The 12,702-nt window shown below is 40.5% G+C and carries 8 protein-coding genes and 3 pseudogenes; 10 read left to right on the top strand and 1 reads right to left on the bottom strand.

Annotated features, from left to right (window positions below):
* Positions 1 to 217 precede the first annotated feature (217 nt).
* Together M5V91_RS30990 and M5V91_RS15200 are read left to right on the top strand one after the other, a co-directional pair.
* A pseudogene (locus M5V91_RS30990) lies at positions 218 to 2,295 on the top strand (transglycosylase domain-containing protein).
* The gene (locus tag M5V91_RS15200) at positions 2,292 to 2,471 is read left to right on the top strand and encodes a hypothetical protein (RefSeq protein WP_019381400.1); all 180 of its coding nucleotides are present in this window, start codon (positions 2,292 to 2,294) and stop codon (positions 2,469 to 2,471) included. The pseudogene M5V91_RS30990 and the gene M5V91_RS15200 overlap by 4 nt, the downstream one beginning before the upstream one ends.
* A 351-nt stretch (positions 2,472 to 2,822) precedes the next feature.
* Here the strand turns inward: M5V91_RS15200 and M5V91_RS15195 are convergent, their stop codons facing one another.
* Positions 2,823 to 3,146, bottom strand: coding sequence for an HPr family phosphocarrier protein (locus tag M5V91_RS15195; RefSeq protein ID WP_009331477.1), 324 nt, complete (start codon positions 3,144 to 3,146; stop codon positions 2,823 to 2,825).
* A 269-nt stretch (positions 3,147 to 3,415) separates the two neighbouring features.
* Here M5V91_RS15195 and M5V91_RS15190 point away from each other — a divergent pair.
* From M5V91_RS15190 to M5V91_RS15155, 8 genes and pseudogenes are all read left to right on the top strand, one after another.
* A pseudogene (locus M5V91_RS15190) lies at positions 3,416 to 4,700 on the top strand (MFS transporter).
* Positions 4,701 to 4,824: 124 nt separating this feature from the next.
* On the top strand, positions 4,825 to 5,415 hold the full coding sequence (gene sigY / locus M5V91_RS15185; protein ID WP_019381401.1) for an RNA polymerase sigma factor SigY: 591 nt from the start codon (positions 4,825 to 4,827) through the stop codon (positions 5,413 to 5,415).
* Positions 5,369 to 5,719 carry a YxlC family protein gene (locus M5V91_RS15180; protein WP_071157613.1) on the top strand — a complete coding sequence of 117 codons (351 nt, stop codon included), beginning with the start codon at positions 5,369 to 5,371 and terminating at the stop codon, positions 5,717 to 5,719. Before sigY ends, M5V91_RS15180 begins: the two co-directional genes overlap by 47 nt.
* The gene (locus M5V91_RS15175) at positions 5,716 to 5,916 is read left to right on the top strand and encodes a hypothetical protein (protein WP_009331473.1); all 201 of its coding nucleotides are present in this window, start codon (positions 5,716 to 5,718) and stop codon (positions 5,914 to 5,916) included. Before M5V91_RS15180 ends, M5V91_RS15175 begins: the two co-directional genes overlap by 4 nt.
* A 197-nt stretch (positions 5,917 to 6,113) precedes the next feature.
* A complete protein-coding gene (locus M5V91_RS15170) occupies positions 6,114 to 6,431 on the top strand; it encodes a YbjQ family protein (RefSeq protein WP_019381404.1) in 318 nt (105 codons plus the stop codon).
* A 487-nt stretch (positions 6,432 to 6,918) separates the two neighbouring features.
* Positions 6,919 to 7,707 carry an alpha/beta fold hydrolase gene (locus M5V91_RS15165; protein WP_009331471.1) on the top strand — a complete coding sequence of 263 codons (789 nt, stop codon included), beginning with the start codon at positions 6,919 to 6,921 and terminating at the stop codon, positions 7,705 to 7,707.
* Positions 7,708 to 8,588: 881 nt separating this feature from the next.
* The gene (locus M5V91_RS15160; RefSeq protein ID WP_019381406.1) at positions 8,589 to 10,346 is read left to right on the top strand and encodes an ABC transporter ATP-binding protein; all 1,758 of its coding nucleotides are present in this window, start codon (positions 8,589 to 8,591) and stop codon (positions 10,344 to 10,346) included.
* Positions 10,343 to 12,353, top strand: a pseudogene (locus tag M5V91_RS15155) (ABC transporter ATP-binding protein). Before M5V91_RS15160 ends, M5V91_RS15155 begins: the two are co-directional and overlap by 4 nt.
* Positions 12,354 to 12,702 lie beyond the last annotated feature (349 nt).

The raw sequence follows: 12,702 nt of genomic DNA, 5'->3' as shown, positions 1-12,702 counted from the left end.
AATTCCGGGTCAGACGGACTAAAAATAAAATGTACAAAAGATGATAAAAAATTTGATAATTTGGGTATATGTATATGTCTGGGAGAATTATAGTTTTTAGCTGGGAACAAAATACTATATGAAAACATATTTTTTGCAGGTATGCTGATATCGGTATACCCTTAAGGCTGACGTTATACGGGCAAAATGATATTCAGCAAGAGATATTGGAGGAAATATGAGAAAGAGAACTTCTTTTTTAAAAAGTTTCAGTCAACTTGGATAAAGCTGCACCTGACACAGGTGTCCATATTGCTTGCATCCACATTAGTCCTGGCTTTCTTAAGCTTCGTATATTTTTCATACAAGGATGCGGATATAAGTGCACTTGAAGCAGGACTTGCACAATCTACAGTCATTTATGACGCTGATGAGGAAGTAGCCAGCAAGATCTCTGCAAACAAAAATGAAGGCATTTCAATCGATAAAATTCCTGATCATATGAAGAATGCGGTTATTGCCATTGAAGACCACCGTTTTTATGAACATGGAGGAATCGATTTAAAAGGAATAGGCAGAGCCTTTTTACAAACCTGAAGGCTGGCGGAATTGTTGAGGGTGGCAGTACGCTTACTCAGCAGCTGACTAAAAACGCCTTATTATCTGCAGAGAAAACATATAAAAGGAAGCTGGAAGAATTCTTCCTTGCGATTGAGATAGAAAAGGAATACAGCAAAGACGAAATTCTTCAGATGTATTTAAACCAGGTTTATTTTGGAGAAGGTGCCTGGGGGATAAAGCGTGCAGCAATGAAATACTATGCAAAGGATGTTGAGGATCTCTCAATTAGCGAAGCAGCACTGCTTGCAGGGCTGGTTAAAGCCCCTTCTGCAATAAATCCTTACCAAAATGAAGATAAAGCAATTGAAAGAAGAAATCTCGTGCTTGATCGCATGAAGGAACACAGCTTTATTTCAGAAAAAGAATGGGAAAAAGCTAAGAATGAAAAGCTTGTTTTTGAAGACGGCGGGGAGATCCCCTTAAAGGGAAGTACCCTTACTATGTAGATGTTGTTCTTGAAGAAGCTATTAATAAGTATAATATTTCACTTGACGATCTTCTTAGCAACGGTTATCAAATATACACAGAGCTTGATCAGGATATGCAAGGCAGTGTAGAAGAAACCTACAAAAATGATCAATTATTCCCTAAAGGTACGGGAGAGCAGCCAGTGCAAAGCGGAGCCATACTCCTGGATCCCCACAATGGCGGAATCCGTGCCCTTGCAGGGGAAGAGGTGAACACACCCTTCTGGGACATAACCGCGCTGTCCATAAAGTAGGCCAGCCTGGATCGACAATGAAGCCGATTGTACCATACGCAGCTGCACTGGAAGCGGGTTGGGAAATTACTGATGAACTTAAAGATGAGCGAATGACATTTGGTGAAGATTATGAGCCAAATAATTATAATGGCCAGTTCAGGGGAAATGTGCCAATGTATGAAGCGGTCAAGGATTCTTTGAATGTTCCTGCTGTATGGCTTTTGGATGAGATTGGTGTGGAAAAAGGGGTGGATGCCGCAAAGAGGTTTGGCATACCTGAAGATGCCATCAATCAAAATTTGGCACTTGCCCTTGGGGGTACAAATGAAGGTGTTTCACCCCTAACCATGGCACAGGCATATGCTGTGTTTGCAAATGGCGGTGAAAGGCCGGAAGCCCATTCCATTACAAAAATAGTTGATAAAGATGGAGAGACAGTTGCAGAATGGAAAGGTGAAAACACAAGAGTCATTTCAAAGGATGTTGCAGATAAAGTGACAACCATGCTTCTTGGGGTAGTTCAGCATGGAACAGGTAAGGCTGCCCAAATACCCGGCAGAGAAGTTGCGGGGAAAACAGGAAGTACACAAATGACCATTGAAGGCATAGATGGCGTTAAAGACCAATGGTTTGTCGGCTATACACCACAGCTGGTAGGTGCTGTATGGGTTGGCCATGATATGACAGATGCAAAAAACTATCTTACAACCTCCAGCAGTGAAGGCACGGCTCCGATATTCCGGGAAATCATGACAGAAGCCCTGAAGAACCAGGAAGCAGAATCATTTAATGTCCCTCAAATTGCTGGCCTGATGGAACAGAGGCAAAGGGAGCAGCAAAGAAAAGCATGGGAGAAAAACATAAGAAAAGAAACAGAAAAGATAAAAGAAAAAATTGAAAAAGAAAAGGAAAAATGGAAAGAGAAATGGAGTAAAGAGAAAGAAAAAGATAAAGAAAAAGATAAAAATAAAGATAAAGATAAAGAAGAATGATTAACAATATACATTTAAAGAGTACAGTGAAAAACTGTACTCTTTTTATCATGGCAGAAAAATTTTATGCTGATTTAGCAGAAGCCTGTCACTTGATTTTTGAGGACTGGGATCGTTCCATTGCCAGACAGGGAGAGGTGCTGGATAATCTATTATATTATCGGAAGAAGGCATAAAAAAATCCTCTTCTATATTGGTTTGTTTTCCATTATTGGGACCCAGACTTTAGCTTCAGCTAAAATAGATATAATATTCCCAGTATAGAGTCTATAAAAGGAAGGCCTAAAAAAGCTGCTGCTGGAAGCTGGATTCCGTCAGTTTAAATGGCTTCACCATGAAGAATCTGGTTTTTCTCAGCCAATTATCATAGCTTATAATTAAAAAAAGGCCGAATGGCCTTTTTTTAATAGAAATTATTTAGAATAACCAGCTGATTATCGCGCCAATTACCACAATTGCTCCAACTACCATAAAAATTGTACGTATCATCTATCTTCACTCCAATCACTATGCAATAAAATGGTCACTTATAGCTGAAATGTTTCAGCTGAATTGATTAAGCGTTTTTCTGACATGCGAAGAACTGAAACATGGTTGCTGCACATTTCTTTGATTTCTTCCAGATGCTTCTGAACTTCATTTCCTTCAACAATGATTTTTAGGGTCGTTTGCGGCTTCACTGTTAATAGGAAAGACACTAATTTAGACAGGTTTGAGGCATCCACAGCTTTGTGTTTGCTGTAGAGGTATGTAGTGCCTTCAAATTGTTTTGCTACTTGATAAATTTCAAGCATTTTCTTCATTGTGAACCTATTTTGGACTAAAACATTGGTAGAAATTATTTCTTTCATTTTAAAAATCTCCTTTTCAAAAAGTATTTTATATATTAATCGATTAATGATATTAATGATGTGGATGTACTAGGGATTTACCCATGTAATCTGAACCGTAAACCACCCTGATTCAAAGTGTGAATAATTACCTTTTTAAGTCGCTAATGATATCAGGGGTGAGGCACTATCAGTCTCCAGCAGGAGATAAAAACCATCAAAAGCCGCTTAATCAATTGTTTGTCACTAATTAAACTGGAGATATAAACCGGGAAACTGAGGTAAAAGGGATGAAAAAATTCAAAGAAATCTTTCAAAATGCCAATTATGTGAAATTGTTTTTCGCTAACTTTACTTCTCAGATGGGCAGTACAATTGGTTTAACAGCATTCATGTTTTATTTGCTTGACCGTTTCTCGGAACAGCCTTTTTATGCTACATTAACTGAATTGATGTTCTCCGTTCCGACTCTGGCGGTGTTTTTTTAGTTGGAGTGTTTGCGGATAGGATGGATCGCCAGAAAATTGCTTATTATTGTGACTGGATCAGCTCATTATTATCAATTGTACTTTTGCTGACTGTTCTCATTGGCTGGATGCCGCTGGTATTTGCAGTATTGTTCCTGAGGAGTGCAATCCAGAAATTCTTTTTCCCGCTGAGCATGCAATGATTCAAGGAATATTGAAAAGTGAAGATTATACCACTGCTGCGGGCCTAAATCAGGTTGTGATGAGTCTTTTCATGCTGTTCGGAAATGGTCTAGGCATTTTTGTATACTGGACAGTGGGAGTATACGGCGCAATTATGACTGATGCTCTTACCTTTATCATCAGTGCAATATTAATAAGATCATGCCATATCCCCGAAGAAGTCCGCCTGCCGAATGGCGGCCATAAGCTTAAAGACTTAAATATAGCGCTTGTCTTCAAGGACTTTAATCTTGGAATGAAATATATTCTAAATCACAGGTTATTATCTGCTTTGCTTGTTGGTTTCTTCGTTTTCGGAGTGGTAAACGGCGGGTTTTCCATAATGCCAATTTTTATGCTGAAATATAAGCTGGAGCCGCACGCCTATGAGGAATACTCAGTCCTGCTTGGAATAACCTTTGGGATTGGCATTCTGATTGGCAGCTTTGCTGCCTCTTTGCTTGCTCAAAAATTCAAACTTTATCAGCTGATCATTGCCGGATTATTGTTTTCAGGAAGTTTCATCATTGCTGCCTCTTTTGCTGAAAATACGATCATTTTCCTTTCTTTATTATTTGCTGCAGCATTTGGCCTGTCTTTAGTGAACATTGCCATTGGCGGCTGGATGCCAAGCATTGTTGATCCGAAGATGATGGGTAGAGTACAGGGATGGATAAGCCCGCTGATGATGCTTTCCCAATCCTTAACACTCGGATTTATTGCTGTCAGCTTTCCTGGACTCCTCAAAGTAGAAATGCTTTATTGGATGGTAGGGGGCTGTTTAGCACTTGTTGGTGTTTTTTACAGCCTTATCCTTCCGGGATTGACGAAAAAGTCAGAAAAAAGCAGTGAAGCACATTCTTTGAAACAGACTGGTGCAGTATAATGTAATAAAAGACTAAAAGTCCCTATTATAGGGGCTTTTTATGTATGAAAAAAATTTTAAAATAAAATATGAACGATTTCATCTCTTGAACGTCTTATGAGTGAAATAAATAGGTAACAATGGGATGATAGGGAAGAGAGGAAAGAAGCTGATGGAGGAGAAAGACCTTATAATAAGCGCCAAACGAGGAGATCAGCTCGCTTTTGCCATGCTTTTTAAAAATAACTATCCCTTTCTGGTTAAATACTTAATCAAAATCACTATGAATCCCGATGCAGCTGAAGAGCTTGCCCAGGAAACAATGGCCAAATGTGTTGAGAAAATCGGCCTGTTCAATGGCAAGGCGAAATTTTCTTCCTGGCTGATTTCCATTGCGACGAATTTGTATATTGATCAGAAGCGAAAGTCGAAAAGAGAGAGGAACTGGAAAGCAGAGGAAGAAGTATCCAGACGCATGAAATGGCACCTTGAAAGCCGAAATGAAGAATGGAATGATGCCTTATCGGCATTGGGAAAATTAAAAGACGAGATAAGGATACCTATCGTACTTAAACATTATTATGGCTACTCATATGAGGAAATAGGAGAAATGATGAAGATATCTTCAGGCACCGTCAAGTCAAGAGTGCACAATGGGATCATGTCTGTAAGAGAGGAGTTGAAGCTTCATGACGAACAGGAAATTACTGCAGCTCGATCACGATCATCAAGATGAGAATTTTCTGGCTGCTGTAAAGAAGATAGAAGACGGATTGGAATCGCTGGAAGAAAATGTCCCGGTATATACACCTGATCTGCAATTTTTTGAAAACTTAGTTGCAGAGCAAAAACAGTCGATGAAAAGGAAATTGATCAGGGACTTAGCTATCTTCACTGTTGCAGCACTCCTCATTGTAACTTCTTTATTATTCATGCTGTATCAGATTCCAGCTGTATTTTTTATTCTGCAGGGAATTGTCACTGTTTTTATTATGGCTTATAGTACAGTCAGCTTTGTTAAGCAGGTGAATGGCACATGAGCAGCGAAGAAATTTCCCTCCCTTTGCTGATTGTTGTGGGGATCATCTTAATTGCACAGAGTACCTTCCTATTCCTGGATGCAAGAAAGCATGGCCACAATTATTGGCTATGGGGTATTATCGGTTTAATTCAGGCGCCAATGCCTACGCTGTTTTACTTGATTTTCGTCAGAAAGATTTGGCAGAAAAAAGACTAATTGAGGGATGAAGGATGAAAAAGTTAAAACAGATGCTGCTGCTTACAGCCACAGGAGGCCAGCTGCTTGGAATCGCCATGCTGTTTATCAATATTAAGGCAGCGATTATGTTTTATATCTTATATACTTTAATGATTTTTGCGATATTTATTGTATTGATTGCAGAAAGAAAAAAGAAAAAGAGGAGGAAGAGCAAAATGATTATCGTGACTACTGATGCGGTACCTGGGAAAGAGATTAAAGAAATTAAAGGCTTTGTAAGAGGGAGTACAGTACAGACAAAACATATTGGAAAAGATATTCTAGCAGGATTGAAAACAATTGTAGGCGGAGAAATTGGCGAATATACTGAAATGATGGATGAAGCAAGACAGAAGGCAATAGGCAGAATGGTTGAGGATGCAAAAGCTAAAGGGGCCAATGCAATCATTGGAATGCGGCTGCAGACATCAGCTGTTATGCAAAATGCTGCAGAGATCATTGCATACGGAACCGCAGCTATAATTGAAGAATAACAGGAGGAACACCAGCTGACACTTTAGCTGGTTTTTTTTATTTTGATAGATAGGACTGGTTTTCTTTTGTGAAAAATAGGGAAAGATTTGCAGGTGAATATTTGGCAGAAAATACTTAAAAAGAAACTAGTGAATTTTATATGATTTTAAAAGCAATTTACATTGAAATCCTTTACAATAGAGTGAAACTTCTTTTAATAAGGCTATTTTTGTTTATATAAGTTAGTTTAATTTTCTGAGTTGATTGGAATGGAGGGCACTTGACTCCTCGAAAATGCTATCGCATTTTCTTCGTGCGGTGTTCACTCGAGGAAGCTTATTCAATGTCCTGCGGGAGAAGAGGGAGGAGCTCTTTTCCTCCGCGGAAAGCAACTGCCCGCAGTCGAAATCAATGGGCTGAGTTCATAGGCAAAAAGACAATCTCTAAGAAAATAGCCTTTAAAAACAACACTATGAAAATGACATTTGAATGTAGATTGGAGTTTATATGCTATATTACCGTACGTATGTAAAAGATGAATCATTGCCATGGGTTACCTTTGTTCATGGTGCAGGGGGCAGCTCTGCAATTTGGTATAAACAAATGAGAGAGTATAAAAAGCATTTCAATGTTCTGCTGGTAGATTTGCGGGGACATGGTCAATCTGGAAGAGGCACATGGGAAGAAGGAGATCATTTTTCGGAAGTATCTCTGGAAATAGTTGAGGTGCTTGATCATCTCCATATCCCCGAGTCTCACTTCGTAGGGATCTCGCTGGGAACAATAGTGATTCAGACAATTGCGCAGGATCATCCGGAAAGAGTGGCTTCCATGATTTTGGGCGGAGCGATAACAGAATTGAACTGGCGTACAAGATTTTTGATAGCCATTGCCAATTTAACTAAGTATATGCTGCCGTATATGCTTCTTTATCAGCTGTTTGCCTGGATTATCATGCCAAAAAGAAATCATCTTGAATCAAGACATGCCTTCGTAAGACAGGCAGCAAAAATGTGCCAAAAGGAATTTATCAACTGGCTGTCCTTAACAAAGTCAGTCAATCCTTACCTTGGAAAAATCCAGTCAAGCATATCCCACATCCCTACCCTTTTCATCATGGGGCAGGAAGACCATTTGTTTATTAAGTCTGTAAGAAGCATTGCCCAGAAAGCAAAAACAGCTACAGTCAAAGTCATTACAGGTGCAGGACATGTATGCAATATTGATAAACCTGATGCCTTTAACCAGATAACCATCGATTTCATCAGGAGGCAGAAAAGAAGATTGGCATCATAAGAAAGCGGAAGCGCCTTGTCCACAAAAGGAATGCAGACTAAGAACGCTACGTCCTGCGGCAACGTCTGCATGACCCACATCCTATGGGCCTCAAGCACAAGACGAGCCCCCCGGCAAGGCCCATGGACGACAGGCATAAGACGGTTCCTGTAAGAAGGCGTACTTCCTTCTGAAAGGAAACGGTTTATGACCCCGAGTCCATAGGAGCCGCAACAAGACAAGCTTGTGACCTCGAGGGGGATGCGCTCCTCCTAAAAGCTAGCGCTTTTAGTCGTGCGATGATTAAGCTGTCGAAGCATTCCTTGTGGAGCCAGACAGTTCTCGGGGTTTTAAATTTTTTAAATGAGTTAATGACAGAAAATTTTCAAGAATAGGAAAAAGGCTGATTGACTTTTGGTGAGAGCGGTGATAATCTTACCAATATGGAAAAAAATGAAAAGGAGGGTTACAAAATGATCTTAATTCATCATCATCAAAAAACAATTCAAAAAAGAAAATCTGTAACCTATCCTTTAAAGCATATAAAAATGTAAACAGGATCTGCCTGCACATTTTGAAGGAGCACAGGTTACATTTTGTAACGTGTGCTCTTTTGTCTATTAAGACATATCGCATGCCGCGGTATGTCTTTTTTTGTCCAATTATATAAAGTTGAAAGTAGGAGTTGCAGGCTTAGCCTGTATCCATATATGTACGCTTTTATAAGCGGCTGTTTCGGCAGCAATACAAGGATAGGAGGATAATTTTATGAATGCTTTAAGAATGAGAAAGACAATTTTGCCGGAGGATCTGGATGGAGGCTAGTTATGAAATTTGCTGCTGTTTATGTATGAAAGCTCTTGATTAAAACTTGAGCTTCATGCGGGAAAGGGGAGAGATCGTTGTTTTCGATTTTAGGAAAATTAAGCTGGTTTTTTAAAGAAAACTGGAAGAGGTACACAATTGCTATTACTCTGCTAATCATTGTCGGAATCCTTGATGTAATGCCTCCAAGGCTTGTAGGAATGGCAATTGATGACATTCATCTGGGTGAAATGAGCAGTGCTAAAATCATGGAGTACCTTGGTTTATTGGCGATTATCACAATTGTTTCCTATGGAATTACGTATATTTGGATGTATCAGCTCTTCGGAGGGGCATTTTTGGTAGAAAGAAAACTGCGTTCACAGTTTATGGGACACCTATTGAAAATGACCCCAACATTTTTTGAGAAAAACCGGACCGGTGATTTAATGGCCAGGGCTACAAATGATTTAAAAGCTATATCAGTTACAGCCGGATTTGGAATATTGACACTGGTGGATTCCAGCGTATTTATGCTGACGATATTATTTACAATGGGATTTCTGGTTAGCTGGAAACTAACCTTTGCTGCAATATTGCCTCTGCCTATCATGGCTTATCTGATAAAGATTTACGGGAAGAAGATTCATACACGGTTTATGAGTGCTCAGGATGCCTTCGGAGAACTCAATGACCGGGTTCTTGAATCTGTTTCGGGAGTCAGGGTGGTGCGCGCTTATGTGCAGGAAAGAGCAGATCAGCAGCGTTTCCATGAACTCACTGAAGATGTTTACAACAAAAATATTGAAGTGGCTAAAATTGATTCTCTTTTTGAGCCAACCATAAAGGTGATTGTGGGCTTAAGCTATCTTATAGGACTGGGGTATGGTGCTTATCTTGTTTTCCATCAAGCCATCACCCTTGGCCAGCTCGTGTCATTTAATGTGTATTTAGGCATGCTGATTTGGCCAATGTTCGCTATCGGAGAATTAATTAATGTTATGCAAAGAGGAAATGCATCGCTTGATCGGGTACAGGAAACATTGTCCGCTAAGCAGGATATTAAGAATCCTGAATCCCCGTATATCGTTGAAACGCCTGCCAGTGTAACCTTTAAGGATGTTCATTTCCAATATCCTTCTTCAAAAACGGCTAACCTCAAAGGGATTAAGCTGCATATCGAGCGCGGGGAAACGCTGGGGATTGTAGGGAAAACAGGAAGCGGGAAGACCACTTTCATAAAGCAGCTATTAAGAGAATACCCATCAGGCACCGGGATGCTTGCAATTGCTGATGTTCCAATTGAAGAACAGGAGCTTGAAAGAACGAGGGGATGGATCGGTTACGTTCCACAGGATCATGTTCTTTTCTCCAGAACTGTCCGGGAAAACATCCTTTTTGGAAAAGAGGACGCGACTGTAGAAGATATGCAAAAGGCAATTGATTTGGCAGCTTTCCGCAAAGACCTTGAACTGCTGCCTGAAGGGCTTGAAACACTGGTCGGTGAAAAGGGAGTGGCCTTATCAGGAGGACAAAAACAGCGGATTTCCATTGCTCGTGCACTAGTGAAGGATCCGGAAATTCTGATCCTTGATGACTCACTTTCAGCCGTTGATGCCAAAACGGAAAAAAAGATCATTGATAATATCCGGACTGACCGCAAGGGTAAAACGACAATAATTACAACCCACAGGATGTCAGCCGTCCAGCACGCTGATCATATTATCGTCCTTGATGAAGGAGGAATTTCAGAAGAAGGCACTCATGAGGACTTAATGGCTGCAGATGGATGGTACAAGGAACAATTTTTGAGGCAGCAAACACAAGTCTCTGAGGAAGAGGAGGTGATTTCATGACCACTGGGAAGCGTTTAATCCGGTATGCACTTCATTATAAAAAAACGATTATTGCGGCACTGCTGATGCTTACGATAGCTGTAGCGGCAGACCTGGCGGGGCCTTTCATAGCCAAGAAAATGATCGATGACCATATTCTTGGCATAGAATCAGTCTGGTATCAGACAGAGGGCGGAGAAGGTGCCGTAGAATACGCTGGTCATTTTTATAAAAAAGAGAAAAACCTTGATCAGGGTGAGCAGAAAATAGATCAGGCCCGCATCCTGCAGGCAGGAAGCCAATTCGTCTTTATCAGGGGTGACATTGCTTTTGATGGAGAACGAACCTATAAAGACGGCAAACTGCTTATAGAAAAAAGCGGCCAAACCGAAACATATGAAGGGAAGGCTTTGACTGGTGAAGAACTGATGCTTTTTTATTCACCTGAGATTCCTAAGATCGTTCAGCTTTTGGCCTTTTACTTTGGATTGCTGGTCATCGCTGCTTTTTTCAGTACGGTCAGCGGTTTTTTCTGCAAAAGTCGGCAAATAGGATCATTCAGCAAATGAGAGAGGATGTCTTTGGGCAGATTCAAAGACTGCCAATCAGTTACTTTGACACTCTGCCGGCAGGCAAGGTGGTTGCCCGAATAACTAATGATACAGAAGCCATACGTGAGCTTTATGTGACAGTACTGGCAACCTTTTTTACAAGTGCCATATATATTTCAGGTATTTATATCGCTTTATTTATTTTAGATGCCAAGCTTGCTGCAATCTGTTTAATCCTGCTCCCGATTTTATATGTTTGGGCGATTGTGTACCGTAAGTATGCATCGAAATACAATCATGTAATCCGTTCCAGGGTGAGTGATATCAATGGCATGGTGAACGAATCGATACAGGGAATGAACATTATCCAGGCGTTTGGCCGCGAAAAAGATACACAAAAGGATTTTGAAAAGCTGAATATAGAGCATTTTACCTTCCAGAATAAACTTTTGAGCCTCAATTCACTGACCTCACATAATCTGGTGGCAGTGCTGAGAAACGTGGTCTTTGTTGCATTTATCTGGTATTTTGGGGGAGAGTCGCTAAATGCATTATCTGTCATTTCACTCGGGATGCTTTATGCATTTGTAGACTACATTAACCGCCTGTTTCAGCCGGTGCAGGGTATTGTTAATCAATTGGCCAATCTGGAGCAGGCACTTGTTGCCGGTGAAAGAGTGTTCAAATTGCTTGATGAAAAGGGCATTGATATTAGTGATAATATAATATCCCGCTATAAAGGGGATGTGACATTCGATCATGTGCACTTTGGCTATAAAGAGAAGGAATATGTGCTGAAGGATCTAAATTTTGAAGCAAACCACGGAGAGACAGTTGCTCTGGTAGGCCATACCGGATCAGGGAAAAGTTCAATCATGAATCTTCTCTTCCGTTTTTATGATTGCCAGGAAGGCAAAATTATGATCGACGGAATGGATATAAAACAGATTCCAAGGCAGGAGCTCCGCAAACATATGGGCATCGTCCTGCAGGATCCTTTTTTGTTCACAGGAACTATTGCTTCCAATGTCAGTCTTGATGACCCAGAAATAACGCGAGACAAAGTGGAGAAGGCTCTAAAGGATGTGGGAGCAGATAAGATTTTTCAGCATCTTGAAAAAGGTTTCGATGAGCCGGTTATCGAGAAGGGAAGCACGCTCTCCAGCGGGCAGAGGCAGCTCATTTCCTTTGCGCGTGCCCTTGCTTTTGACCCGGCCATCCTGATACTCGATGAAGCAACATCAAGCATCGATACTGAGACAGAATTGATTATCCAGGAAGCCATGGATGTGCTGAAAAAGGGAGAACCACATTTATTATCGCCCATCGTCTATCGACAATCCGAAATGCTGATCAAATCCTCGTTCTGGATAGAGGTAGAATAGTTGAAAAAGGCAACCATGCTGAATTAATGGAGCAAAAGGGTAAATATTATCAAATGTATCAGCTCCAGCAAGGATCAACACTTGCTGGATAGCAGGAAAGCGCCGGATGGCGCTTTCTTTTTTGTTTTGAGGCTACCTTGATATGATGAGCATATCCGAGAGAATTTGGATTTATCCGCAAATCGCATTCCAAGTAATTTATACAAACATTTTGTTCAATAAAATTTCACTTTTCAGACACAAAATAGTACTGGGCAAAAAATTTCTGATCAGTCATTTCATGGTACTTTGATATTATCAAACATATCTGGAGGAGATTCATATGGAGGAACTTTCTATTACTTTGGTGATTGCAAGTATTATGGTACTTGGATACTTCATAGGATATACTATTGTGAAAGCATAGCTGCCGGCTTTACCGCCCGGCAGTTTTTTTATTCC

This window comes from Cytobacillus pseudoceanisediminis (assembly GCF_023516215.1).
Taxonomy (GTDB): Bacteria; Bacillota; Bacilli; order Bacillales; family Cytobacillaceae; genus Cytobacillus; species Cytobacillus pseudoceanisediminis.
The sequence above is the reverse complement of the archived record's forward strand: the minus strand, read 5'-3'. Positions and strand labels throughout refer to the sequence as shown.